Source organism: Amycolatopsis sp. FBCC-B4732 (assembly GCF_023008405.1).
In the GTDB taxonomy this organism is placed as follows: domain Bacteria; phylum Actinomycetota; class Actinomycetes; order Mycobacteriales; family Pseudonocardiaceae; genus Amycolatopsis; species Amycolatopsis pretoriensis_A.
Window position 1 is genome coordinate 8200568 of sequence record NZ_CP095376.1, and the last position, 25734, is coordinate 8226301.

20 protein-coding genes are annotated in these 25734 nt (G+C 71.2%); 6 read left to right on the top strand and 14 right to left on the bottom strand.

The window, feature by feature from the left end; translation table 11 throughout:
* Position 1: 1 nt before the first annotated feature.
* The 7 genes from MUY14_RS36850 to MUY14_RS36890 form a co-directional block, all read right to left on the bottom strand.
* Positions 2-2245, bottom strand: a complete 2244-nt coding sequence (locus tag MUY14_RS36850; RefSeq protein WP_247016323.1) for a YrhB family protein — start codon at positions 2243-2245, stop codon at positions 2-4.
* Positions 2246-3661: a TNT domain-containing protein gene (locus MUY14_RS36855; RefSeq protein WP_396126614.1), complete on the bottom strand. Its 1416-nt coding sequence runs from the start codon at positions 3659-3661 to the stop codon at positions 2246-2248. It abuts the gene before it with no gap.
* Entirely contained in the window at positions 3658-4107 is a 450-nt protein-coding gene (locus MUY14_RS36860) for a hypothetical protein (RefSeq protein ID WP_247016327.1), read from the bottom strand. The genes MUY14_RS36855 and MUY14_RS36860 overlap by 4 nt, the downstream gene beginning before the upstream one ends.
* A complete protein-coding gene (locus tag MUY14_RS47395; RefSeq protein ID WP_396126615.1) occupies positions 4107-11774 on the bottom strand; it encodes a toxin glutamine deamidase domain-containing protein in 7668 nt (2555 codons plus the stop codon). Before MUY14_RS47395 ends, MUY14_RS36860 begins: the two co-directional genes overlap by 1 nt.
* 9 nt (positions 11775-11783) lie before the next feature.
* A complete protein-coding gene (locus tag MUY14_RS36880; RefSeq protein WP_247016335.1) occupies positions 11784-12107 on the bottom strand; it encodes a WXG100 family type VII secretion target in 324 nt (107 codons plus the stop codon).
* Positions 12107-12652: a YbaB/EbfC family nucleoid-associated protein gene (locus tag MUY14_RS36885; protein ID WP_247016337.1), complete on the bottom strand. Its 546-nt coding sequence runs from the start codon at positions 12650-12652 to the stop codon at positions 12107-12109. The genes MUY14_RS36880 and MUY14_RS36885 overlap by 1 nt, the downstream gene beginning before the upstream one ends.
* 142 nt (positions 12653-12794) lie before the next feature.
* The gene (locus MUY14_RS36890; protein WP_247016339.1) at positions 12795-14087 is read right to left on the bottom strand and encodes an MFS transporter; all 1293 of its coding nucleotides are present in this window, start codon (positions 14085-14087) and stop codon (positions 12795-12797) included.
* A 202-nt stretch (positions 14088-14289) separates the two neighbouring features.
* On the opposite strand from MUY14_RS36890, the gene MUY14_RS36895 reads away from it, so the two are divergent.
* The gene (locus MUY14_RS36895; RefSeq protein ID WP_247016341.1) at positions 14290-14871 is read left to right on the top strand and encodes a YqgE/AlgH family protein; all 582 of its coding nucleotides are present in this window, start codon (positions 14290-14292) and stop codon (positions 14869-14871) included.
* Here MUY14_RS36895 and MUY14_RS36900 read toward each other — a convergent pair.
* A complete protein-coding gene (locus MUY14_RS36900; protein ID WP_247016343.1) occupies positions 14868-15287 on the bottom strand; it encodes an SdpI family protein in 420 nt (139 codons plus the stop codon). The genes MUY14_RS36895 and MUY14_RS36900 overlap by 4 nt on opposite strands.
* Positions 15288-15352: 65 nt before the next feature.
* On the opposite strand from MUY14_RS36900, the gene MUY14_RS36905 reads away from it, so the two are divergent.
* The 3 genes from MUY14_RS36905 (at position 15353) to MUY14_RS36915 (ending at position 20336) form a co-directional block, all read left to right on the top strand.
* Complete coding sequence (locus tag MUY14_RS36905) at positions 15353-16513, top strand: esterase-like activity of phytase family protein (protein WP_247016345.1); 1161 nt, start codon at positions 15353-15355, stop codon at positions 16511-16513.
* 154 nt (positions 16514-16667) lie between these two features.
* On the top strand, positions 16668-19508 hold the full coding sequence (gene leuS / locus MUY14_RS36910) for a leucine--tRNA ligase (RefSeq protein ID WP_247016347.1): 2841 nt from the start codon (positions 16668-16670) through the stop codon (positions 19506-19508).
* 90 nt (positions 19509-19598) lie between these two features.
* On the top strand, positions 19599-20336 hold the full coding sequence (locus tag MUY14_RS36915) for a 3-oxoacyl-ACP reductase family protein (protein WP_247016349.1): 738 nt from the start codon (positions 19599-19601) through the stop codon (positions 20334-20336).
* Here MUY14_RS36915 and MUY14_RS36920 read toward each other — a convergent pair.
* The 6 genes from MUY14_RS36920 to MUY14_RS36945 form a co-directional block, all read right to left on the bottom strand.
* Positions 20333-21070, bottom strand: a complete 738-nt coding sequence (locus MUY14_RS36920) for a TetR/AcrR family transcriptional regulator (RefSeq protein ID WP_247016351.1) — start codon at positions 21068-21070, stop codon at positions 20333-20335. The two genes, MUY14_RS36915 and MUY14_RS36920, sit on opposite strands and share 4 nt — an antisense overlap.
* Positions 21071-21142: 72 nt before the next feature.
* Entirely contained in the window at positions 21143-21727 is a 585-nt protein-coding gene (locus MUY14_RS36925; RefSeq protein WP_247016353.1) for a DUF3558 domain-containing protein, read from the bottom strand.
* A 20-nt stretch (positions 21728-21747) separates the two neighbouring features.
* Entirely contained in the window at positions 21748-22149 is a 402-nt protein-coding gene (locus tag MUY14_RS36930) for a hypothetical protein (protein WP_247016355.1), read from the bottom strand.
* Positions 22146-22889, bottom strand: coding sequence for an ESX secretion-associated protein EspG (locus tag MUY14_RS36935; protein ID WP_247025431.1), 744 nt, complete (start codon positions 22887-22889; stop codon positions 22146-22148). The genes MUY14_RS36930 and MUY14_RS36935 overlap by 4 nt, the downstream gene beginning before the upstream one ends.
* Complete coding sequence (locus tag MUY14_RS36940) at positions 22886-24286, bottom strand: hypothetical protein (protein WP_247025557.1); 1401 nt, start codon at positions 24284-24286, stop codon at positions 22886-22888. Before MUY14_RS36940 ends, MUY14_RS36935 begins: the two co-directional genes overlap by 4 nt.
* Before the next feature lie 60 nt (positions 24287-24346).
* Positions 24347-24727 (bottom strand): hypothetical protein, encoded by a 381-nt coding sequence (locus tag MUY14_RS36945; RefSeq protein ID WP_247016357.1) that lies wholly within the window; start codon positions 24725-24727, stop codon positions 24347-24349.
* Between the two features lie 148 nt (positions 24728-24875).
* Here MUY14_RS36945 and MUY14_RS36950 point away from each other — a divergent pair, with 148 nt between their 5' ends.
* Together MUY14_RS36950 and MUY14_RS36955 are read left to right on the top strand one after the other, a co-directional pair.
* Entirely contained in the window at positions 24876-25394 is a 519-nt protein-coding gene (locus MUY14_RS36950) for a YbaB/EbfC family nucleoid-associated protein (protein ID WP_247016359.1), read from the top strand.
* Positions 25395-25417: 23 nt separating this feature from the next.
* Positions 25418-25732, top strand: coding sequence for a hypothetical protein (locus MUY14_RS36955; RefSeq protein WP_247016361.1), 315 nt, complete (start codon positions 25418-25420; stop codon positions 25730-25732).
* Positions 25733-25734: the final 2 nt, after the last annotated feature.

The window sequence follows — 25734 nt, forward strand, 5'->3', positions numbered from 1 at the left end:
GCTAATGCCGCGGGTACCGCTCGATCCACGTGTCACCCTGCGCGCTCAGCGCCGAGTGCCGGTCGAAGTGCCAGTAGGCGTCCGAAGCGACGTTCTCGACCAGGTAGCGCAGCTCCAGCTGGTCGACCCACTTCTGCGGCAGCCCGGGGATCCCGGTGCGCGCGCCCAGCAAGGCGCCGGCGAGCGCGCCGGTGAGCGCGCTGCGGCCGGAGTGGTTGACCGCGCGCAGCAGCGCCTGCTCCGGGTAGTTCTCGAAGCCGGACAACGCGGCGAAGGCGCGGCCGAGCACCGACAGCGTCGTCTGGCCGTCGCCGATCAGCTCCGCCATCCGCAGGTCGGGCAGCCCGTGCTCGCCGAAGAACGGCACCGACTCGGCGACCATGTCCCCGATCGCCGTCCACTCCGGGCCCTGCTGGAACTGGTTGTCCGGGTTGAGCACCTCGCGGCTGAGGTTCCAGATCGGGAAGCTGAACGCGTCCTTGGTCAGCGCGTGCTCGAACAGCCAGGTCAGGTACGTCGCGGCGGCCAGGTCCGGCTCGGTCGGGTGGGTGACGCCGGCGAGGTCGCGCACCGCCTGGCGCGCGCCGCCGCTGAGCCCGCTGCCGGGCCCGGCCATGGTCAGCGCGGCGGGCAACGCGGGGATCAGCGCGGCCGGGCCGGTCAGCGGCGGCGCGCCCGCGGCCTCGGTCGCGAGCTGGTGGTAGGCGTTGAGCTCGGCGTCGTCGGCGTCGCGGCGGGCGTGCAGGTCCGCGACCTGGACGAGCCAGCCGTCGGCGTTCTCCATCGGCGCGCCCTGGGTGCGCAGCCAGCGCTGCAGCGCCCCGCGGACGACACCGGGGAAGAGCTGCTCGGCTTCGCGGGACTCGGGCTGCTCGCGGTGCGGGCTGCGGACGACGGCCTCGGTGTAGAACAGCAGCCGCTGCGTCAGCGAGCCGATCCGGCCCACCTGGTCGAACGCGGGCAGCAGGTCGGTGACGCCTTCGATGCCGTACTTCGCGTGGATGTCGTGCAGCGGCACCCGGTCGACCGCGGCGCCGAGCGCTTCGCCGAGGGCGAAGCCGACGTACGCGCCCGTGACGCGCTGCCAGCCGTAGCGGAAGCCGTCGAGGTCGCGCTCGGGGTACTTGCCGAACGTGTCCAGCCGCGGCACCGTGCGCCCGGCGTTGTCGTAGGCCGGGGCCAGGCCGTTCGCGCGCAGGTCGTTGGGCTTGCTCCGCGGCGGCTCCGGCATCTGCAGCCGCTTCAGCCAGGACTCGCCGAGCACGGTCTTCGCGCACTCCTCCGCCGTCAGCTCGAAGCCGCGGCGGCGGGCCTTCTCGGCCGCCTTGAGCGGCGGCTTCACCGGGTCCGGCAGCCCCATCCGCGCCGCGGTGTCGGCGGCGACGCGGATCAGGTCCTCCTCGGCCTCCGGGCAGCGGCCGTGCACGTCGATGCGCGGCTCGTGGCGCGGGAACCGCTTGACGATCTCCGCGAGCTCGCCGCTGGAGACGTCCTCGATGGTCGTCGGGCCGCCGTTGATGACCAGGTTCGGCGGGTGCTCGAACTCGGCGAGCGTGGCGACGTCGACCTTCCACCAGCCGTGCTCGCGGGAGGGCAGGTGCCGGGTCGAGCTGAACACCTTGAGCTCGTTGCGCTCCTCGGCGAAGTAGAACCGGTCGGTCTTGCCGGTCTCCAGGTCGAGCGGGACGAACACCTCGCAGCGGATCAGCCCGATGAGCAGCAGCTCCCGGGTCAGCCAGCCGACGCTGCCGAACGACAGCAGCGTCTCGAGGGTGTTCTCCGGCTTCGGGTAGCCGCGGCGGATCGGCCCGGCCTTGTATTCGGGGTTCTCGCGCTCTTCGCCGGTCTGGTTGCCCTCGGCGTCGACCTTCACCCAGCCCGCGACCGCCTGCAGCGGCACGCCCAGCTCACCGAGCCCGGCCTTCACGTACTCGGGGTCGACGACCTCGCGCCAGTTCTCCTGGCCGGGGAACGCCACCGGCACCGACAGCCCGCCGGGGTGCGGGTGCGCCTGCCGCAGCTCGCCGTCCGGCTCGCGGACCACGACCGACGGCGGCGGGAAGATCTCCTTCTCGGGCCGTCCCTCGTCGAGGAACGCGATGGTGTTGTAGGGCACCGACCAGCCCTCGGGGATGCGCAGCACCTTCCCGGTGTCCACCCGGAGCCCGGCGGGACCGGAGACGTCCGGACCGTGCACCGCGCGCAGCCACTGGCCGACCTTGGCAATCGCTTCCGCCGCTTCCACCTACTCGATCCTCTCCAGGCTTCCGTCGGACTCGTGCTCGGCGATCGTCTTCGGCAGCACGAAGGCCACCGCACCACCCGGCAGGTTCGCCCACGGAACCGTGATGCCGGTGATCACGTGCAGAGGGCGTCTCAGCCGGTAGCTCCGCCGTTGCCGCTCACGTTCCAGCGGCAGCGACGTCGTGGCGAACCGTACCTCCCCGTGGTGGACGAGGTTGCCGGGTTCTTCGCCGAAGCGCAGAACGACCGTACCCGCCACCAGCCGGGTGATGCGCTTGTTGCGGAGCAGGGTGAGGGGAGGCTCACCCGGAGCCGGGTGGACCGGCCAGTCGTCGAGCTCCTTGGCGGTTTCCAAGGGGGTTTCGTGGCCCGCGGTCATCCGGGCGGGGTGCAGCAGCAACGCGCCCAGCAGCTGCTGCGCGGCATCCTCCAGCCGGGTGAAGTACTTCGGCTCCCGGGCCGTTCCGCCGGCGTACGCGGCGACCTCCCAGCCGCCGGGGGTGAAGTTGAGGCACCACGTGCCGTCCGCCCGCTCCCCGACCCGGTAGGCCTCGGGCCAGACGCCGTGCTCGCCCAGCCGCTGGACCAGCACGATCAGCAGCTCTTCGTCGGCCAGCTTCGGGTCCGGCGTCGTCTCCAGCTCGGCGGCGACGTCCCCGGTGGTCTTCTTGACGTCGGCCCGCCCCGGCTTCGGCCGCGGCTCGCCCCGCAGATCCGCCTCGGCGGTCCGCCGCACCAGCGGCTCGACGTACGGCGGCTGGAAGTGGTGGCGCCGGATGTGCGCGACGAGGTCCGGTTCGGGCGGAACGCCGTGCTTCGCGAGCAGCAGCGGCACCGCCTCGGACCAGATCCACGTCCCGTCGCTGTGGAACCGCTGGTCGTCGTCCTCGTGCACGACGGCTTCGCGTTCGAGGTACTGCAGCACGAGCGGCACCTCGGTGTCGGTCAGCGGCGGCCGCTCGACGTCCGGGTCGCCGATCTCGGCGTGCCGGAACACCAGGCCGAGTGGAAGCTGCGCCCGCAGCCGCCACCAGTCCGGGATGTGCTCCTCGGCCCGCGGGAAGGCGGTGAGCTCGTCGGGGTAGTCGGTCGCGGCCGGCGGTTCGGTCCACACCGGGTCGTCGTCACGCGCGAAGTCGAAGTCGAAGGTGCCGTCCGGGTTGAGCGTGAACCGCGCCTGCAGCCACGTCCCGCGGTCCTCGGCGTACATCCCATCGCGCAGCTGGGCGAAGAGCTCGCCGAGCGCGTCCGACGTCTTCGCGTTGTGGCCGACGAGTTCGCGGTGCGCCCCGACCTGCCGGAAGTCGACGGCGGCGGGCCCGGCGGCGTCGACGCGGTGGTCACGCAGGAGCTTTCCCAGCTGCACCAGGAGGGTGCGCTGGTCGTCGGGCGAAAGTCGTTGTTCCACGTGAATCATTGCCCCGCGTTGAAGCGGCTCGTCACCGTGAACGACGGTGCCTCACCGGCGGCGATCCGGGCGGCTTCGTCTTCCCACATCTTGAAGGTCCGCTTCTGCAACGCGCGAACCAGCGCGGTTTCCTGCTGAGTCCGCAGGCGTCCCTCCTTCATCGCGACGCCGTCGATCCCCTTGATGGTGTCGTAGAGCGCGAAGATCGGCCCGTCGCCAGAGAGGTAGTGGCTCCGCTCGATCTCCGTCTCGTGGATGAACTTCTCTTCGCTGAGGGGACCGTCGATGTTCGAGTCGGTGGTGGCTCGCAGGACCTCGCGGATGTGGCTGCTGTCCGGCACGAAGAACCCGGTCCGCAGATCGAGGAGGGTGCCCGCCAAGCCACCGCCAGGCGTCGGGTCGATCCGGTAGGTCTGGGCGTAGTACTTGTAGAACGTGGGTGTGCGAACGGCCATCAGCTGCTCTCCTCGGCTGTCAGTCCTCGCCGGAACGCGTCCCCGAAACGGCCTCGGACCTGCTCGGTCAACGCCGCGTCGAGGGCCGCCTCCTCCGGGGAAAGGAAGCCCTCACGGCCTTCCTTCTTGCTGAAGGTCTCGAAGTCCCGGCGCACCTCGTAAAGCGCGTGCTCGTAGGACGCGACGTCGTCGATGTGCGTCAGGTGCAGCCGCAGTTCGGCGACGTGCCCGTTCGGCAGCCGGACGTTGAGCTGCAGATCCCGGTAACCGCTGTCCTGCGGGGCGGCAAGCCGATCCGAGAACTTGACGATCGTGAGTTCGGGATCGCCACGCACCGCGTCGAGCGCCCGGTACATGTCCGCCACCCGCTCGAACTGGATCTTCGCGCCGACCAGGTCGGTCAGCCGCGAACCGTTCCAGCCGTACTTCGCGATCTTCGCCAGCGCCCGGACGTCGTCCTTGGGCTCCGGCCGGAACCCCGGGTGGCCGTCGGTCTCACCGGCGATCCGCTCGGTGATGCGGTTCAACGTGCCCTGGGTCCCCGGCCAGCGTTCGCGCTCTTCCGCGACCCATTGCCGGCAGTAGTCCGGATCACCGACCCTGCTCAGGTCGAAACTCGCGTGCAGCCGGAGGGCGTCTTCGGTTCCGTTGACGATCGCGGCTACTCCGTCGGAGATCTCCGCCTGCTCCGGAGTCGGGTCGAACGGCTCGACACCCGACTGCTCCACGTCGTCGATCACGCTGTAGCCGCGCTCGTTCACCTCGTGGACCGCGTCCTCAAGGATCGGGATCGCCTCGGGGTGCTTGAGCAGGCTGGCCAGCGTCTTCGGGTTGTCCAGCAGCGAGCGCGTCAGGTAGTCGTTGGCCGGGTCGCTCAGCACCTGCACCAGGCCGGGGTGTTCGGCCAGGTGAGCGCGGATGTAGTCGGCGTCCGCGTGCCCGTCGAGCGCCGCGGCGACGTCGTCGCGGGCGAGGAACGCGTCGTGCGGCTGTGCTGACCCGTATCCGCCGTGCTCCCCGGTGACGTGGTCGGACCCGATGTGCACCTCGTCCGGCGTGCCGACGTGCATCAGCTTGATGCTCTTCGGCGGCTGCGGCAGGTGCATGAGGTCGCCGGACTGCGGGTCGATGAACGCGACGCCGTCGCGGGTGTGCACGACCATCGCCACGTGGCCGTACTCGACGCCGTTCGGGCCGTCGTACTTCACCGCGACCACGGCGTGGTGGTCCAGCGGCCGCTCGCGCATCTCGCGGATGACGTCGTCGTAGCTTCCGCGCGCGGAGAAGGTCTCGCCGAACCGGCCCTCGAGGTGCTCGAGCGTGCCGCGGCTGCCCATTTCGTGCAGCAGGATCGGCTCGGCCGTCAGGTCGCCGCCGCGCACGCGATCCAGGTACGCCTCAGGGCCGCGCGTGCAGTTCGAGAGGTAGCCGTTTTCGAGCGCGCCGGGCTCGCGGAAGCCCGGGTTGACGTCGCGCAGGTGCGGGTGCCGGTCCTGGACGTAGGCCGCGCGCTCGCTCGGCGTCGTCCCGCCGGCGTGGATGGCCGGTTCGGCGGGCGGGTTCGTCGAGCGCGCCAGCCGTGAGTAGTCCGGCCCCGGCTCGGCGGCCGGCAGCGGTTCGGCCGGCGTCTCGTCGACGGTGTCGTGGACGGTCGGCTGCTCCGGCGAAGGCGCGACGTGCGCTGGCTCGTCGAGGCCGCTGAGCCGTTCCATCATCGCGGCTTGCTTGCGACGCTCGAACTCGGCCGCGTTGTGGTCGTTCTCCGCGCACCGCTCGGCCATCTTCTGCTGCGCGGCCTCGGGATCGAGGTAGCGCGGGTGGCCGGGCCCGATTTCTTCGGCCTCGATGACCCACTTGCGGCGGCCGTCGGGGGTGATCTCGAGACGCCGTTCGTGCACCAGCAGCTGGGTGCCGGGCGGGGAAAGCGACTCGCGCTCGCCCGGGTTCTCGGCGAGCTTCGAGATGTCGCGCAGGTTGTCCGACCGGACGTGCAGCTCGACGTCGTCGCCGAACTTCGACGTCGAGAACTCGCCGGTCTTGATCGACGCGCTGGAGAACGCGGGCTCGACGACGACCCGCCCCGGCTCGTACGGCCCGGCGACCAGCTCCGCCAGCCGCGGATCGCCCCCGACGTCGATGCCGCGGAGGCTCTCCCCGGACGTGCGGGGGACCTGGTTGAGGCCGTCCAGGATCGCGCGGGTGTTCTCGTGCGCGAGGTCGAACCCGGGGTGGTCCGGGCCGCGGCGCAGGGCCTCGTTGACGTCGTAGGCGTACTCGCCGCGGGTGTAGCCGTGCAGCGCGACGGCGCCCTCGTTGGTCAGCGGCAGCCCGGCGGCGTCCCGGCGGTCCAGCGCCCGGTCGTGGATCTGCTGGTAGATGTCCTCGTCACCGACCGCGCGGCGGATGCTCTCGTGGTCGGCCGGGGTGCCGCGGTGCTCGCCGTCGAAGAGGTAGCCCTCGTCGTGCGGGAGCCGCTCCGTCGTCGGGTTGAGCCGGTCGGAGATGCCTTCGTGGTGCGGGGGCGCGTCCCCGCCGCCGAGCGGCAGGGCGTGGACGCCGGTGGCGTCGTGCGGCAGCTCGGCGAGCCGCCCGGTGACGGGATCGGCGAAGAGCACCCCGTGCTCGGTCCGCACGGCAGCGACCAGCCGCGACTCCCCGTCAGGCGTCTCGAAGGCGACGGCCGACCGCGCCCCGACGGGACGTTCCCCGAGGTCACGGGCGACGTCGTCGAAGCTGCCCCGGCTGTGCCACTGCCCGCCGAGCTGTTCGCTGACGTGCGCGAGGCTCTGCTGCCGGGCCGGCCCGGCGACGACGTCCTCGCCGTTCATCCGCCGCTCGAAGGCGACCATCGACTCGGCGGCGTTGGTCCGGAAGCCGTTCTGGAGGCCGTCCGGGCCGTAGTGGTTGCGGGTGTTGACGTTCCCGAGCTCGGGAACGGCGTCCCGCACGAGCCGCGCGTGCTGCTGCGGCGTCTCGACGGACCCGGCGTGCAAGACGGGCGGGCCACCCGGCGTCAGCGGCTCGGCGAGCTGCGCCCAACCCCCGTCGGGCTCCCCGGTGGCCGGCGGCACCCGCTCGGGCGGAGGGCCAGCGTTGGGATCGTCGAAGGCGGTGAGCTTCGACATGTCACCCGGACGGAGTTCGGGGTGCTCGGCGTAGAACTGCTCGAGCTCTTCGTCGGCCTCACGCTGGAAGCGGTCCTCGTCGGCCCGCTCGTCGGCGCGGCGCTGCTCGATGGCGTCGCGCGCCTCGTGCGCCCCGAGGTGCCCCGGCTCACCGGCCACGACCTCCTCGGCATGCACGACGTAGTGCGGCTGCCCGGGCTCGGGCTTCGGCTTGTGGTTCGGGTGCCCAGGGCCTTCCTCGACGCCGGTGATCTTGAACTGCGTCCCGGCTTTGAAGAGCACCTCGCGTTCATGCCCGATGCTGGCCATCGACTCGACGTCGCGCCCGGTCTTGGACTGGATCCGCATCTCGACTTCACCGGGGAACTTGCTCCGCGGGTGGTCGGCGTCGATCTTCGAGGAGCTGAGGAACGAGGGCTCGGTGATGTGCGCGCCGTCGTGGAACCGCGAGACGAAGGCCTGAAGCCGCGAGAGGTTGCCGCCGAAGTCGACCCGCCGCGAGACGGTGCCGAGGTGAGGAGGAAGTTCATTCAGCCCGGAGACGAGCGCCCCGGCCTGGGGCGCGAGGTCGATCAGTTCGGGGCCGCCCATCCGCAGGGCGCGGTTGAGCGGCCCGACCATTTCGTACCGCGTGTAGGCGTGGACGGCGAAGGCCCCGTCGTCGGAGATCCCGGGGTGGTGCTCGTCGCGCTTGGCGAGCGCTTCGCGGCGGACCTGTTCGTGGCGCCATTCGCCGTCTTCCAGGCTGGAGCGCCCGGAGTCCATGAAGGTGTCCTCGACCCGCCGAATGCCGGCGGGATCATCGGTGTGGAAGTCGTGGTCGGTGAGGTAGGGCTCGTCCGGCCGGGGTTGCCCGTAGTCAGCGTGTTCACCGGCGGCCGTTTCTTGTTCGTGCACCGGTTGCTCGTCGGCACGCCCTTCGTGCGCGAGCGGCTCTTGTTCGCGCGGGATCGCTTCGTCGGGACGCTGTTGCGGCGCCGGCTCGTCAGTGGCGGGCGTCTCGTGTTCGCGGGGGGTCGTTTCCGCCGGGCGCTGCTCGTCGCCCGCGCGCGTTTCGTGCTCGCGCGTGGCCGTTTCCGCCGGGGGGTGTTCGGCGGCGTGCGGCTCCTGCGCGCGCGTGGGCGTCTCCGCCGGGCGTTGTCCGGTGGCGTGGTGAGTCGTCGGCTCGTGCTCGCGCGGGGTCGTTTCCGCCGGGCGCTGCTCGTCGCCCGCGTGCGTTTCGTGCTCGCGCGTGGCCGAACTCGCCTCGGCGGGCAGTTGCTGCTCGTGCGGCTGCCCCACCCGACGTTCCGGCCCCGGAGCGGTTTCCCCGAGCGGCCGAGGCTGCTCAACGGGCCCCCGAGGCAGGTGCTCCTGCGGCGACCCGAACCGGGGCGGCGGCACCCGAGGATCGTGCGAAGGCATCGGCGGACGCCCACCAGGAGGAGGCGGCACAGGCGGACGCCCACCAGGATGCGGCCCAGGCCCCTGCGGCCCCCGAGTCTGATTCGGATACCCGGCAGGCCGCGGCGCCCCCTGCGGCGGCATCCGCCGCGGATCGTTCGGGTGCAACCCACCCTGCGGCGCCTGCCCACCAGGAGCCCAAGGCCCCCGCGAATGCGACGACCCCCCATGCTGCACCGGCGGCGGCCCACCCTGCAACGGCGGCTGCCCCCCATGCAACAACCACCGCGGATCCTGAGGTGTCGGCCCACCCTGCCGAGGCGGCCCGCCCTGTCCATGCGGCGGCTGCCCACTCCGCGGAGGCTGTGGCCCACTCTGCGACGGCTGCCCACCCGACTGAACCGGCTGCCCAACATGCGGCGGCTGGCCACCCGGCTGGACCGGCTGCCCAGCGTGCGGTGACTGGCTACCCGGTTGCCCCGGGTACTGCGGCTGACCACCCGGCTGCCCAGTGCGCGGCGGCTGACCGTTCGGCTGAACTGGTTGCCCGGGGTGTTGCGGCTGGCCACCCGGCTGAACCGGCTGCCCCGCGTGCGGCGGTTGCCCGCCTGGCTGAACCGGCTGCCCCGCGTGCGGCGGTTGCCCGCCCTGCTGAACGGGCTGTCCAGCGTGCGGCGGCTGGCCGCCCGCCTGAACCGGTTGCCCAGTGCGCTGCGGTTGTCCGCCCGGCTGGGCGGTTTGCCCAGTGTGGAGCGGCTGCCCGCCCGGCTGCCCCGCATGCGGCGGCTGCCCGCCTGGCTGAAGTGGCTGCCCCGCGTGCGACGGGTGGCCACCTGGCTGGACGGCTTGCCCACCGTGCGGCGGCTGAGCGCCCGGCTGAAACGGTTGCCCACCGGGCTGGACCCCTTGCCCGCCGTGCGCTGGCTGGCTGCCAGGGTGAACAGGATGACCGCCGTTCGGGAGTTGACCCCCGCGCGGCGGCTGACCTGGCCGGCCACCACCGGGTGACAGCTGGCCTTGGCCAGCCTGCGCACCCGATTGACCCCCGCGCGGCGGCTGACCTGGCCGGCCACCACCGGGTGGCAACTGGCCTTGGCCAGCCTGCGCACCCGATTGGCCGCCGTGGGGTGGCCGACCAGGTCGTTGTCCGGCTTGCGGCCCCAACGGGGGCTGCCCACCCTGCATCATCCGGCGCGGGTCCGGCGTCCGTGGCTGCTCGCCGCCGCGTGATGGCATCGGGGTCTGCGGGGCCGGGGCGCCGGGGCGTGCCGTTCCTCCGCCGTTCGGCATGCCGGCCGGCGGGGGTGGGGGTGCGAACCCGCCCGGAGACTGTGGGGAACCGCCGCTCTGCACCGGTGCCGGGCCGGCGTCTGCCGCGAAGGGCTGGTTCTGGCCGCCGGTGAAACCCGCTGCTCCGACGTTGTCCTGCGGGCGTCCGGCGCTCTGGCGGCCGGGCTCCGGGGGCGGGGCCATGCCGTAGCCGCCCTGGGACGAACCGCCGGTCGGCGACGACGCCGCCGACTGGGGTTCCGCCGCCGCTCGGTGCTGCGTGGTCGGTCCGGCCGTCTGCTCGGACGGGCTCGGAGCGCTTTCCGCGCGTTGGTGCGGCTCCCGGCCGGTCCCCGGCGCGGCATCGGATCCCGACGTCGCTTCCCGTCGCGGCTCCTCGGCCGACGGCTGCTCCCGGCGCACCTCAGGCTCCGGACTCCGGGACTCCGGTGCGGACTCCTGTCGAGTCTCCGGCTGCTCGCCGCGCGACTGGGGTGCCGACTCAGCCCGGGACTCCGGTGCGGACTCCTGCCGAGCTTCCGTTTGCTCGCTCCGCGACTGGGGTGCCGATTCAGGCGCGGACTCGCGCCGTGACTCGGGCGCCGGCTCATTCCGCGTCTCAGGTGCGGATTCCCGTCGGGTCTCTGGCTGCTCGCCTCGTGACTCAGGCGCCGATTCTCTCCGCGTCTCAGGCGCGGACTCGCGTCGGGTCTCTGGCTGCTCGCCCCGCGACTCAGACGCCGATTCACTCCGGGATTCAGACTGCTCGCCCCGCGACTCAGGCTCCGACTCACCCCGGGACTCGGACCGGCTCTCCGATTGCTCCCCGCGTGACTCAGGCTCCGCCCCCGACTCCCCAGAAGACCCGGAGTCCCGAGAACCGGAACCCGGCCCAGTATCCGAGTCCCCACCCTCCGACCGCGGGATGTTCGCCTCGTGAACCGAGTGCAGCTGCTCCTTCGCGCCCCCGACGGCACCCCCGACGGCCCCGCTCGAAGCGCCCATCAGCAGCTGCTCCGGCGTCAACGACCCCAGATCCCCGGTGACCGCCGCCTGGCCGACCGTCTGCGCGACGCCCTCCACCGCACCACGGGCCCCCGCCCGCATCGCGGCGTCCGCGACCTGCCCGCCGGCGCTGTGCGAAAGCCCCTCAGTCGCCCCGCGCCCGATAGACCCCGAAGCCGCCCCGACGACGCCGCCGACCGCGCCCGAGATCGCCGCGTCCGACGTCTTCGACCAGTCCCAGTCCTTGCGGTCGCCCTTCGCCATCTGCAGGCCCTGGATGCCCGCGTCCATGCCGAGGTTGATGGCCTCGTTCTTGAGGACCTCCATGCCGATCTTCTTGAGACCCTGCTTGAGCAGCTTCTCCAGCAGCTCCTTCGCGACCTGCTTGAACCCCTGCTGAGCCAGCTTCTCGAGCAGCTGCCGGAACAGCATCTGCACGGTCATCCGGGTCGCGACCTGCGCCGGCGCGATGCCCGCCGTCGAACCGCCGAACGTCACCGCCGCCGCCGCGATCATCGCCGCGATCTGGGCGGCCAGGACGATCAGCGAGATGATGATCATGTACTTCGTGTACTCGACGTCCAAGGCCGTCTGGTCACACGAATCGCCCAGCGCCTGAGCCGCGTCGGCGAGCTGCTTGAAGTACGCCTCGTCGCCGTCGACGAACTTCCTCCACTGCTCGGCGAACGCGTCCGCGCCGTCGCCCGTCCAGTTTTCGGCGATGCCGGTCGCCGCCTGGTTACCCGCTTCCGACGCCGGCGCGATCGCCGAAGACGCCGTGTGCCACGCGTCCCGCAGCGCGCGCAGCTTCGTCTCGTCGCCCTCGGGCCAGCTTTCCCCGACGACGATCGGCAGCAGCCACTTGACCGCGTCGGGCATCTCCATACCCACGCGTCATTGCCCCTTGCTCAGCTGGGACGTCACGTCTTCGTCGGCCCCCGAAAGGGCCTTCATCGACTTGGCGACGTTCTGCTGCATCCCCCGCAACCCCTGCACGAGGTTGGTGAACCCCTCGACGGCGCCTTGCGCGCCGGGCACGTAGTCCTTCGCGAACTCCTTGCCGGAGTCGTCGGTCCCCCAGCACTCGCCCTGCGCGGAAAGCGCGCTTTGCAGTGCCTTGACCGCGTTGTCGAGTCCGTCCGCGGCCGTGACCAGGCCGTTCGACGCGCGCATGACCGCGTCGGGTTCCGCGGTGAAGCCGGATCCCCCCTCCGGCATCAGTCGCCCCTCGTCATCCAGGACGACGGCGGCTCCTCGTCCACGTCGTCACGCGGCGGGCGGACGCGCTTGGGCGCGGGCTTCGGGGCGGGCATCGACGGCGCCGGCGCCTGCTCGTTGCGCAGGATCGAACCGGTGTCCTCGAACGACTCCGGACGCGGCGCGGGTGCCTCTTCCTCGACGAAGTCCGGGATCTGCGGCACCAGCCCGGCCAGCGACGGCGCGCCCTCGACCAGGTCGGCCAGATCGGGCAGGCCTTCGGTGATCGGCGCCATCAGGTCGGCGATCTTCTGCTTGACCTGCAACGATCCCTGCCGCACCAGCGTCTGGACGGTGTTCGCGAGCTGCCCGGGGGTCGTGCGTTCGAACGTGGTGGGCGCGAACTCGAGCTTCGCGAGGCTGCCGCCGGCGTCGATCGTGGCGCGGACCAGGCCGTCGGGGGAGCTCACCTGCGCGGTGGTCTCGGCCGCCGCGGCCTGGGCGTCGCGCAGCTGCGCGGTCTGCCGCTCGAAGTTCTCCAGGAGGGTGTCCATCTGGTCCTTCATCGCGGCATTGCGTGCTTCGAGCCGTGCACGGTCGTCGCCCGCGGTGGTCACAGGTGCCCCCGGTGTCCCTCGAACCTACTAATGACTTCGCGTCACCCTAATGCCAATGGAGCAGTCGTCGTGACCGGTTCGGGTCTTTGCGTCAGCGAATCGCACGGCGCCGGGCCAGCGCGTAGCCGGCCCCGCCGACGAGGTAACAAGCCGTCGCGGCGATCAGCAGACCCGGCGCGCGGCCGTCGTCCGGCACGAACAGCGCGCCCAGCGAAACCGCCGCCACCTGCGTGATGTTGAAGAGCGTGTCGTACAGCGCGAACACCCGGCCGCGCGCTTCGTCGGCGACGTCGAGCTGGATCGACGAGTCGACGCAGAGCTTGAGCACCTGCCCCGCCCCGGTGATCACGAACGACGCGAGCAGCGCCAGCGGCAGCAGCATCGGCAGGCCCAGCGCGGACTGCGCGATCGCGGCCAGCACCAGCGAGCCGAGCACCGCGCGCAGCCGGCCGAACTTGCGGATGATCCGCGCCGTCAGCAGCCCGGCCAGCAGGAGACCGGCGCCGGCGAGCGCGGCCATCTGCCCCAGGCCGGGCAGGCCGGCGCGCAGGATCCCGTGGTCGGTGAAGTAGTTGCGCATCAGCAGCACGGTGACCAGCAGCGACACCCCGAACGACGCCCGGTGCGCGAAGAGCGCGATGAACCCGGCCGTCACGCTGGGCGCGCGCCAGGCGTGCCGGGCGCCGTCGGCCAGCCCGCGCGCGACGGCCAGCACCGGGTTCGGCGGCTCGTCGACCACGGACGGCCCGAGCACGCCGCGGACGAACCCGCGCGCGAGGAACGCCGAGACCAGCGTGCCGAGGACGGCGAACGCCGTGGTCTCGGCCGAGCCGACGTCGTTGCTGCCGAAGAGCGCCCGCAGGCCGATCGCGCAGCCGCCACCGATCACGGCGACGACCGAGCCGAGCGTCGTGGCGAAGGCGTTCGCCGTCACCACGCTCTCCGCGCGCACGACGTGCGGTAGCGACGCCGAAAGCCCCGAACCGATGAAGCGGGAGATGCCCTCCGCGGCCAGTGCCAGCGAAAACAGGCCGAGCCCGCCGAACCCGAGCCCGACGGCGGCGGACGCGGCGACGATCGCCAGCCCGCGGAGGAGGTTGGCGAAGATGAGCACGCGACGGCGGTCCCACCGGTCCAGCAGCGCACCCGCGAAGGGCCCGACGACGGAGTACGGCAGCAGCAGCGCGGCGAACCCGCCCGCGATGGCCAGCGGGTCGGCGGCGCGCTCGGGGTTGAACAGGACGGCCCCGGCGAGGCCGGCGCGGAAGACGCCGTCACCCCAGCTCGCGGCGAAGCGGGTGAAGAGGAGGCGGCGGAAATCCGGGTCCTTGAACAGCTCCCGGGGGCCTTGTCGTGCGGTCGCCGCACCGGTGCTGATCGTCACGGAGCCAGCGTAGTAGGTGGCCGGCGCACTGAGGTCGCCTCTCGGCGGCTATGCGCAGTGTGGCTCCAGCCGGACGGTATTCCACAAAGGCGGTTCTTCAGTGAGCCCGGGGGACACGGAGTGCGCCGACCACTGTTTCAAACGAGGCTGCTGGGGCGATTGTTCCCGAGCCGAAGTAATTCGCCGGGCCGAAGGTGAGATCATGGGTCGCGTGCCAGCGGACGCCGAGGTTGAGCCGGGAACGCTCCTGGTCGCCGCCCCCACGATGGTCGACCCCAACTTCAAGCGGACCGTGGTGTTCGTCATCGATCACCGGGACGAGGGCACCCTCGGCGTGGTCCTGAACCGGCCGAGCGACGTCGCCGTGCACGACGTGCTGCCCAACTGGGGCGGGCACGTCGCCGAGCCCCAGGCGGTGTTCGTCGGCGGCCCGGTCGAGAAGAAGACGGCGTTGTGCTTGGCCGCGCTGCGCACCGGCGAGACGGCGGCGAGCGTGCCGGGCGTGATCGCGGTCCGCGGGCCGGTCGCGCTCGTCGACCTGGACACCGATCCCGAGGTGCTGGTGCCGAAGGTCCGCGGCGTACGCGTCTTCGCCGGCTACGCGGGCTGGGACTCGGGTCAGCTGGCGGGCGAGATCGAGCGCGACGACTGGGTCATCGTGCCCGCGCTGCCGAGCGACATCCTGGCCTCGCCCAACGGCGACCTGTGGAGCCAGGTGCTGCGCCGCCAGGGCATCCCGCTCGCACTACTGGCCACCCACCCCGGTGACCTGCAGCGGAACTAGGCGTCTTCCTTCTTGAAGACGCCGCAGCCGCCGGCACCGCAGGCGCAGCCGCTGCACCCGGCGGGCGCCGCCGGGGCCGGCGGGGGCACGGTCAGCGCGGCCCGGTTGCCGAGCACGCCTCCGCCCATCACCAGCAGGAGCATCGCGAGCACGCCCGCGAGCGCGGCGGAGATCAGGCCGCCCGTCGTCGGCATCGCCAGCCCGGCCAGCCCGGTGAGCACCGCGATCGCGCCCCCGGCCATGGTCGGCAGGCCTGCGACGCGGTTGGCCAGCTTGAACGCCTCTTCGCTGCGCAGCGCCGCCTGCGTGCGCACCCCGGTGCCGCCTTCGCGCGTCAAGCGCTCGCGGAACCCGAGGAACCCACCAAAACCGACGAGCAGACCCAGCACGACCGGAACCAGCGCGATAGCGAACACGGGTCAAGGATAAGCGTGACGTCCCGGCAACCTGCCGGATACCCTGATCGACTGTGCTACAGGCCATGTCACCGCGTGTACTGCCCACCGTCCTGACCGCTGCCCTGATCGGGGGAATCCTCGCCGCCGCGCCGGCGAGTGCCACCGAGAGTCACCAGCGACCCGTCCGGTTGCTCGGCGAGCGGATCGTCCCCAACGCCTTGGCGTTCCAGGGCACGACGGTCGGCGGCCTGTCCAGCATCGACTACGACCCGCGGACCGGCGGCTACGCGCTGATCTGCGACGACCGGTCGGCGATCAACCCCGCCCGCTTCTACACCGCGACCTTCCCGGTGTCGGCGAACGGCGTCGGCCCGGTCACCTTCACCGGCACGAAGCCGCTGCTGCGCCCCGACGGCACGCCGTACCCGCCGCTCGCGCAGAACGACCCCTCGAAGCCGCAGAACGAGCAGACGATCGACCCCGAAGAGCTGCGCGTCGACCCGTGGACCGGCGACTACTACTGGTCGCAGGAGGGCGAGCGCACCGCGACGACGTTGATCGACCCGTCGATCCGCGAGGCGCGCCGCGACGGGAAATACGTCCGCGACCTGCCGATCCCCGCGAACGAGAAGATGACGCCGACGGCGGGCCCGCGGCAGAACCTGGTGCTCGAGGGCATCACCTTCACCGGCTTCGGCTCGCTGCTGGCCAGCGAGGTCGAGGGCCCGCTCCTGCAGGACGGTCCCCAGCCGACGACGACCACCGGTGCGCTCTCGCGGATCACCCTGCAGTCGCGGTTCGGCCCGGTCCTGGCGCAGTACGCGTACCCGCAGGAGCCGATTTTCGCGTCACCGGTGCCCGCCGGCGCGTTCGCGACCACCGGCGTCTCCTCGATGCTGGCCGTCGACCAGGCCGATCCGACGAAGTTCCTGATGATGGAGCGCTCGTTCGTCACCGGCGTCGGCAATAAGGTGCGCGTCTACGAGATCGACACGAAGGGCGCGACGAACGTCCTGAACGTCCAGTCCCTGGCCGACGCCAAGCACGTCAAGCCGGTCAAGAAGCGGTTCCTGTTCGACGCCGCGGACCTCGGCTTGTCCACTGTGGACAACCTGGAGGGCATGACCTGGGGCCCGAAGCTGCCCGACGGCGAGCGCAGCTTGATCATCGTCAGCGACAACAACTTCTCGGCCACGCAGGTCACCCAGTTCGCCGCACTGGCGGTCCCCTCGGAACGGCTTTGACCAGCAAGTTACGATGTGCACATGAACACGGCTCGGCGGCTCCTTAGCCTGCCGCGCTGACCAGGCCCGGCCTGGCCGGCGCGGCGACCCCTCATGCCCTGGTGGCTGAGGGGTCGAGTTGTTTCTGGAGTAGCTCCCACGGAGGAAGACGGCGATGACCGAGACAACAGGGACCGACGTCCCGGCGCACCGGTACACGGCCGCGCTGGCGGGTCAGATCGAGCAGCGCTGGCAGGACCACTGGGCCGACCAGGGCACCTTCCACGCGCCCAACCCCGTCGGGCCGCTCGCCGTCGAGGGGCAGCCGGTGCCCAGCGACAAGCTGTTCGTCCAGGACATGTTCCCGTACCCGTCGGGCTCCGGCCTGCACGTCGGGCACCCGCTGGGCTTCATCAGCACCGACGTCTTCGCCCGGTACCACCGGATGATCGGGCGCAACGTGCTGCACACGATGGGCTTCGACGCGTTCGGCCTGCCGGCCGAGCAGTACGCGGTCCAGACCGGGCAGCACCCGCGCAAGACGACCGAGGAGAACATCCGGACCTACCTGCGCCAGATCCGGCGCCTGGGCCTGGGCCACGACGAACGCCGTCGCATCTCCACGATCGACCCCGAGTACTACCGCTGGACGCAGTGGATCTTCCTGCGCATCTTCAACTCCTGGTACGACACCGAAGCGGGCAAGGCCCGGCCGATCGCCGAGCTGGAAGCCGCGTTCGCCGACGGCTCGCGCCCGGTGCCCGGTGGCGGCGACTGGACGTCGCTGAGCGCGCTGGAGCGCAAGAAGATCATCGACGACCACCGGCTGGTCTACATCTCCGAAGCGCCGGTCAACTGGTGCCCGGGGCTGGGCACGGTGCTGTCGAACGAAGAGGTCACCACCGACGGCCGCAGCGAGCGCGGCAACTTCCCCGTCTTCCGCCGCAACCTGCGGCAGTGGATGATGCGGATCACCGCGTACGCCGACCGCCTGGTCGACGACCTGGACCTGCTGGACTGGCCGGAGAAGGTCAAGTCCATGCAGCGGAACTGGATCGGCCGCTCGCACGGCGCGCGCGTCACGTTCAAGTCCGGCGAAGACGCGATCGAGGTCTTCACGACCCGCCCGGACACGCTGTTCGGCGCGACCTACGTGGTGCTGGCGCCGGAACACCCGCTGGTCGACAAGCTGACGTCGGCTTCGTGGGCCGAGGACGTCGATCCTCGCTGGACCGGCGGCGCGGCGACGCCCGCCGACGCCATCAAGGAGTACCGCGTCGCGGCGTCGCGGAAGTCCGAGCTGGACCGGCAGGAGAACAAGGAGAAGACCGGCGTCTTCACCGGCGCGTACGCGACGAACCCGGTCAACGACAAGCAGATCCCGATCTTCGTCGCCGACTACGTGCTGATGGGTTACGGCACCGGCGCGATCATGGCCGTCCCCGGCCAGGACGTCCGCGACTGGGAGTTCGCCGAGAAGTTCGGCCTGGAGATCATCCGGACCGTGCAGCCCTCGGACGGCTTCGACGGCAAGGCGTTCACCGGTGACGGCCCGGCGATCAACTCGGGCTTCCTGGACGGCATGGACGTCGCCGAGGCCAAGAAGACGATCATCGACTGGCTGGCCGAAAAGGGTGCCGGTACCGGGACCGTGCAGTACAAGCTGCGCGACTGGCTGTTCTCGCGCCAGCGCTACTGGGGCGAGCCGTTCCCGGTCGTCTACGACGAAGACGGCGAAGTGCACGCCGTCCCCGAGTCGATGCTGCCGATCGAGCTGCCCGAGGTCGCCGACTACTCGCCGGTGACGTTCGACCCCGAGGACCGCGACTCGATGCCGTCGTCGCCGCTGGCGCGCGCGACCGACTGGGTCGAGGTCGAGCTGGACCTGGGCGACGGGCCCAAGACCTACCGCCGCGACATCAACACGATGCCGAACTGGGCGGGTTCGTGCTGGTACCAGCTGCGCTACCTGGACCCGACGAACTCGGAGACGTTCTGCGCGCCCGAAAACGAGCAGTACTGGATGGGGCCGCGCCCCGGCGAGTACGGCTCCGACGACACCGGCGGCGTCGACCTGTACGTCGGCGGTGTCGAGCACGCGGTGCTGCACCTGCTGTACTCGCGGTTCTGGCACAAGGTGCTGTACGACCTGGGCCACGTGACGTCCAAGGAGCCGTACCGGAAGCTGTTCAACCAGGGCTACATCGAGGCGTACGCCTACACCGACGCGCGGGGTGTCTACGTCCCGGCCGAGCAGGTCGAGGAGCGCGAAGGGAAGTACTTCTTCAACGACGAAGAGGTCACCCAGGAGTACGGCAAGATGGGCAAGAGCCTGAAGAACGTCGTCACGCCGGACGAGATGGCCGAGAACTACGGCGCCGACACGTTCCGGTTCTACGAGATGGCGATGGGCCCGCTGGCGATGTCGCGCCCGTGGGCGACCAAGGACGTCGTGGGCGCGCACCGGTTCCTGCAGCGGCTGTGGCGCCTGGTCGTCGACGAGACGACCGGCGAGCTGCGGGTGTCCACAGAGGACGCTTCGGAGGCGGACCGCAAGGTGCTGCACAAGACCATCGCGGGCGTCCGCGAGGATTATGCGGAGATGCGGTTCAACACGGCCGGCGCGAAGCTGATCGAGCTGAACAACCACGTCACCAAGGTGTACGGCGCGACCGCGTCGACGCCGCGTGAGCTGGCCGAGCCGCTGGTGCTGATGCTGGCGCCGCTGGCCCCGCACCTGGCGGAGGAGCTGTGGCACCGGCTGGGCCACGTCGATTCGCTGGTGCAGGGCCCGTTCCCGGTGGTGGACGAGAAGTACCTGGTCGAGGACTCGGTCGAGTACCCGATCCAGGTCAACGGCAAGGTCCGCTCGCGGGTCACGGTGCCGGCTTCCGCGTCGCCGGACGAGGTCCAGGCCGCGGCGCTGGCGGACGAGAAGGTGGCGTCGATGGTCGGCGACGGCGCGCCGCGCAAGGTGATCGTGGTGCCGGGACGGCTGGTCAACATCGTCCTGTAGCGCCACGGCGGAAAGCCGCCGGTGCGCCTCGCCGGTTCTCGATTTGATTGAACGGTCAAGGAAAACCGTTCGAGCGAAGGAGAACCGGGGATGACCCTCGACGGCAAGGTGGCGCTGGTGACGGGCGGCAGCCGAGGCATCGGCGCGGCCACGGCACTGCGGCTCGCCGAGGACGGCGCCGACATCGCGCTGACCTACGTGAACAACGCCGCGCGGGCGGCCGAGGTGGTCGAGCAGATCAAGAACCTCGGCCGTCGCGCGCTGGCGATCCAGGCGGACTCGGCCGAAGTTTCCGTGGTTTCGGCCGCCGTTTCGGCTGTGCTGGCGGAATTCGGCCGGCTCGACGTGCTGGTGAACAACGCGGGCGTCGGGTTCGTGGGCGCGTTCGCCGAAACCTCGTTGGAGGACGTCGACCGCGTGCTGGCGGTGAACGTCCGCGGCGTGTTCGCGGTGACCCAGGCCGCGGCCGGCGTCCTGAGCGACGGCGGCCGCGTGATCACGATCGGCAGCTGCGTGACGGACCGCGTACCCGGCCCGGGCATGGCGCTGTACGCGACCAGCAAGGCGGCGATGGTCGGCCTGACCAAGGCACTGGCACGCGAACTCGGCCCGCGCGGCATCACGGTCAACCTGGTCCACCCCGGCCCGACGGACACGGAAATGAACCCGGCCGACGGCCCGTACGCGGCCGACCAGCGGGCGTTGACGGCGTTCGACCGCTACGGCACACCGTCCGAGGTGGCGGCCGCCGTCGCGCACCTGGCTTCTCCCGATGCCGGGTACGTGACAGCGTCGGTGCTGTCGGTCGACGGCGGCCACGCGGCCTAACCGGAGTAGAGCCCGATCTCCCGGGCGAGGTCGATGAGCATCGCCTCGAACAGGACGTCCGGCTTGGACATCGGGATGGGGTAGTTCCCGAAGACCTCGAGCGTGACGTGCCCGTAGAGCCGGGCCCAGAACTGGATCATCAGGTACGTCACGCCGAGGTCGATCTTCTCCACCGGAACGGCCCGATCGGACTCGGCGAGCACGGCGACCAGCGACTCCTGGAACGTCTTCAGGTCGTCCCGCAGCTCGTCGGGCACCCCGCTGGCGGACGGCAGCACGATGTCGTGCCGCGCGAGCACCCGCCCCGCGGCGGCGAGGAAGATGCGCCCGAAGGGCTCGTCGACCCGGCTCAGCGCACTCCCGGCCGTCGACCCCACCCCGCCGGTCGGCGAGGCGAAGACGAGGGTGAATTCCTTCGTGTGGGTGAGCGCCCACCGCCGGAACCCCTTGCAGATGGCGAACAGCTGCAGCATCCCGTCGTCCGGCAGCTCGGCGATCTCCTCGGCGAGCTCGTCCGCCAGATCGGCGCAGACGTCCAGCCGCAGGTTCCCGACGAGGTCGTCCCGCGACTCGTAGTACCGGTAGAGCGCAGGCGCGGTGATCCCCAGCTCCCGCGCGATGGCGCGAAGGGTAACCGCCTCCGGCCCCTGCTCGACGAGCAGCCTCCGGGCAGTCCGCCGGATGTCCTGTTCGGTAGCCGCACGCGCGCGACCCCTGCGGGTGGGGTGGCTCATCCGAACAGTCTAGGTGCTTACTACGACAAGTCTTGCATTAACGCGATGTCCGCCGTAACGAAAAGGTGCAGCTCAGGCGCGCGCCTTGACGTTGGTGAGCACGGTGTCGGCCACTTGCGGCGCGACGTCGAAGCAATCCTTGCCTTCGGCCGCGGACTTGTCGCCGAGCGTCAACGCCGTCGAGAACGCCAGCTTGTCGGTCACGCCGACGACGATCACGCAGGCACGCTTGTCCTCGGTGTTCGTGTAGGCGACGGCGGGAAATCCTTGGACCGGCTCGAGCTGCTGCCAACGCGCGGCCTTGGGCTTCACGTTCTCGTAAGCCAGCCCGATCCCCTGTTCGGATTGCGTTTGGTAGGTGACCGTGATGCCCGCTCCCGATCCTGAGGCACTGCTCCACTGGCACATCGGGCCGAGTTCGGTGTCACTGGGCTTGGCCGGGGTCGACTGTCCGAGGAAGTGGGCGAGCTGGCTGCCGGTGAGTGCGGTGTCGCACGGACTGCCATCGAGTGCCGTCGCCGGGAGGGGACTCTGGACCGTGGGTACGTCGCTGTTCGCCGAACTGGTGCTCGGCGGTGTGGATGTGGTGGTCTCCGGTGCTTTCGGGGTGCCGTTGCACGCGGAGATCAGCAAGCTGCCGGCCATGATCGCGGCCACGGTCGTGATGGATCGCTTCTTCATTCGAGGGCCCCGCTCGTCTTGTTCGTATCCTCTGCCGCTTGCCGGTCGGTCGCCTCGACGATCCCGAGCGCCTTCTGCAGCCGCTTGATCAACTCGGACAGGTAGTCGTACTGGTAGTCGAGGTGGCCTTGGTAGAAGCGCCCGGCCTCGTTCACACCGTTCGGGCCGACGACGGCGGCGGTGCTGGCCGGCTCCTGCGCGGGTGGCGTCGCCTGCGACAGCACTTGCGCGGCGTCGCGTTGCTGCTGGATCGAAATCCGCAGGTCCTCCGCGTTCTTGAGCATCGCCCGCATATCCGCCGAGCTCATCGCGAACCCCTGCCCGCCGGCCGGCGGCGGTCCCGAACTCGGCATGTCCGTCGCCCAGAAGCCGATCCCGCTGAAGATCGAGCCCGTCATCGTCCTCCCCCTAACCCGTTCAGGGTCGCGTACAGCACCTCGGTCAGCGCACCCCGGGTCCCCGGCTGGAAGCTGACCATCCGCTCGCGCCCCGGGTACACGTACGTCAGCACCCGCCCGGCCCCGGCCACGTCCACCGCGGTGATCGGCGCGCTGCGCGAACCCCGATTCACGGCGTAGCACTGGTGCAGCCCCGTCCGCGGCGACGCCATCAGCCGGCGCGCCCACGGCAGCGGGTCACGGCCACGGTCCGAAGTCTGGTCCTCCAGGTCGTACGACTCCTCCACCGCCCGGCCCGAGAACCGCGCCTCCGGGATCGACACCGCTTCGATGCGGGCGGGTGGCACCGGCGGCAGTACGTCCACCAGCGACTCCGCGAGCCGCGGCGGTTCGACGACGTCGATCCGGACCGTGTCGTCCTTCCGGATCAGGCGGAGCGCGTCCGGCCCCGAGGCGGAGACGAGCACCGCGCCCGACTCGTCCGCTTCGATGTCGCCCAGCCACGCCGTGAACTGGTGGGTGCCCCGCGCCAGGACGCGCAGGACGTCACGGAATTCCCGCGTCAACGTGCCGCCTGCCGCGAGGCGGAGTGACGTCAACACGTCGAGGACGTCCGCGTCGAGGCGCTTGCGGGTTTCGTCGCCGAGCCAGAGGTTGTCCGCGCCGAGGACCGCCGGGGGTGGGCCGTGGCGTTCCCACTCCCACGCGGTGAGCAGCGCGGCTTTGGGCAGGAAGATCACAGCCCGATCACCGGGGGCACGGTCCGCTCGTCGGACCCGCCGAAGATGCTCTCCGGATCCGCTTCCACCAGGTACGACGCGCGCTGGTGCTCCGCGTCCTCCTCGCCCTTGCCACCCTTCGCGCCCTGGCCCATGCCGCCCATCCCCGGCGAGCCCGGTTTGCCCGCCGCGCCGCCGCGAAGCCCGCCGGCCGCGCCCGGACGGCCTTCGCCTGGCAGGCCGGCTCCGGTGGCCGAACCCGGACCGCGGGCACCCGAGCCCGGGCCGCCGCCCGGCCCGGTGCCGCCGCTCGCGCCGGACGACGAGCCCGGCCCGAACCCGCCGCCACCAGGGCCGAAGCCCGGCCCGAAGCCGGGACCGAACCCGCCGCCGGGACCCGAACCGGGGCCGAACCCGCCCGGCCCGGTCCCGGGCGGCTGGTAGCCCGGCGGGAACTGCGTCGACGGCGGTACGTAACTCTGCGCGCGAACGCTGTCGTCCAGGCCGGACGAGCCCGGTGGCGTGATGTGCCCCGGTGGCGTCACCTGCCCTGGAGGCGTCACCTGCCCGGGTGGCGGCGCGACCGGCGGGTGGACCGCAGGCGGCGGCTGGACCTGGGCGCCGATCGACCGATCGTGGTCGCCACCGCCAGGCGTCCGCTTGCGTGGTGGCGGCTCGACCGGCTTCTTCGGGTCCTGCACCGTGAAGTCGCCACCGGTGTACTCGCGGAGCTGGCCGTAGTCGATCGTGCGGGCCGCGGTGTTCGAGCTGGACTGCTGCGAATACGCGTTGTACCGCTCGACGTTCTCCTGGGCCTTCCGGTTGTACTGGTTGATCTTGTCTTCGGTGTCGGTGTCCCACGGCGTCGCGACGTCCCAGGCGCTGCGCGTCGGCGGCTGGTCCGTGACGTCCGGGTGCAGCGAGTTCTTCATCTGGTGGAACTGGTCGATCTGCGCCTGGGCCAGCGTCGAGTTGCGGTCCAGGGTCGTGGACGCCGAGGTCGCCGACGCCGTCAACGGCTGGAGCCGCTCCCGCGCCGCGTCCGACGCGCCGCCCGTCCACGCGGATTCGAGACCGGACGTCAGTTCCCGCGTGCCCTGCTCGAGCTGACGCTGGTACGTCGACTGGTCGACACCGGCCTGGTGGACCTTCTGCAGCGACTCCGTGCCGGGTCCGCGCATCACGGCCTGGACCAGCTGGCGGGGCGAAAGGCCCGAAGCCTGCGGGTTCGCCGCCCCGGTCCCGGTCTGCGAGCCGACGTACGCGCCCGCGATCGCCCCGGGCACCCCGCCCGCGAGCAGGCCGACGCCCGCGCCGGTCAAGACGTTGCCGAGCCGCTCACCACCCGACTGGACGGCGTGCGCGATTTCCGACCCGACGTGCTTGGCAGCGTCGAGCATGTCACCGAACAACCCCACCGAACCGCGCTCCCCTCGCGTTCGATCTCCCCTCTTGCGTCACGGACGATACCGCACCGGTCACCCACCGTGCGAAGAATCGACCAGGTCAGGGGATCGCACCTGCCACCGCGTCAGCGGCCGCAGCAGCCCCAGGCAGACCACGGCCATGCCGAGCGCGCAGAAGAAGTGCACGATCCACGCCCCGAGCAGCGACGGCCCACCCCACGAACCGGCGGCACCGTCCTCGGTCCAGAAGAACCCGAACGTCGCGATCCGGCCGACGAGGTACCAGACCAGCAAGGCGACCGGGAACGACGCCGCGGCCGCGAGCAGCCCACCCGGCCTCGGCTCGGCACCCAGCCACCGCCGCGCGAGCCGTCGCCGGGCCCGCGGTCCACCCAACCAGGCGGGCAGTGCGAGGAGCGCGTAGATCGCTCGTTTCCAGTCGGAGATGTTCATGGGTGTCACGCTATGAGTCGCTGACCAGCACGGACACCGGGTTGACCGCCCCGGGCGGGTGGGGAAAACCGGAAGTCCGCCGAATCTGTCGGACCCGTGTGCCACACTCGGTCGCCGTACGGTTACTGACGTGAACGGGGAGGTTCGCGTGTCGAATCCTGAGCAACTGGTCGCGGACTTCGAGTCCCGGATGGCGGAGTCACAGCGCAAGGCCGAGCGGATGGTCGGCGAGATCGAAGCGGTCTCGGTTTCCGAGCGCAGCAAGGACGGCCACATCGGGGTGAAGGTCGACCACGCCGGGAACCTCGTCGATCTGGAGATCGGCCTGAGCGCGCGCGACAAGCCGGATCTCGCCGAAGAGATCCTCCGCACCGTGAAGGCGGCCCAGAGCAAACTCGCCGCGGCCGTGCGCGTCGGCGTCACCGACCCGGTCGGGCCCGAGGTGATGTACCAGCTCGTCAGCCGGCTCGAGCGGGCGTTCCCGGCACCCGAACCGGAAGGGTTCGCCCCACCACCGGCTCCGCCTGGCAACGATGGTGAGCGGTTCGTGCCGGAAGAGGAGCGGCAGGTGGCTCCGGCACCGAAGCCGGCGCCGCGCGCGCCGCGCCCGTCGTCCGACGACGGTCACGACGACGACTACTTCAGCGACGGCGACTACCTGCGCTGACGCGCGGCGAGGGAGGGGGAACCATGGCCGGACCAGGCGGCCCCGGCTTCGCGGTCGACCCGCAGGAGCTGCAGAAGCACCGCGAAAACATCGAGGCGATCACCGACCGGATCGACAAGTGCAAGGAGGCCGCCCGCGCGACCGAGCACCCCGAAGCGTTCGGCCTGCTCGGAATCCCGCTCGCGGCGATCTGCGCGATCGCGCAGCAGGTGGCGGAGATCGCGATCGAATCGGCGTCGACTTCGTCGTACGACCATTCCACGCGCATCCAGCTCTGGCAGCAGATGAAGGAAACCGACGAAGCGGAGTTCAAGGACCTGTTCAAGGTGGAGGACTGAGC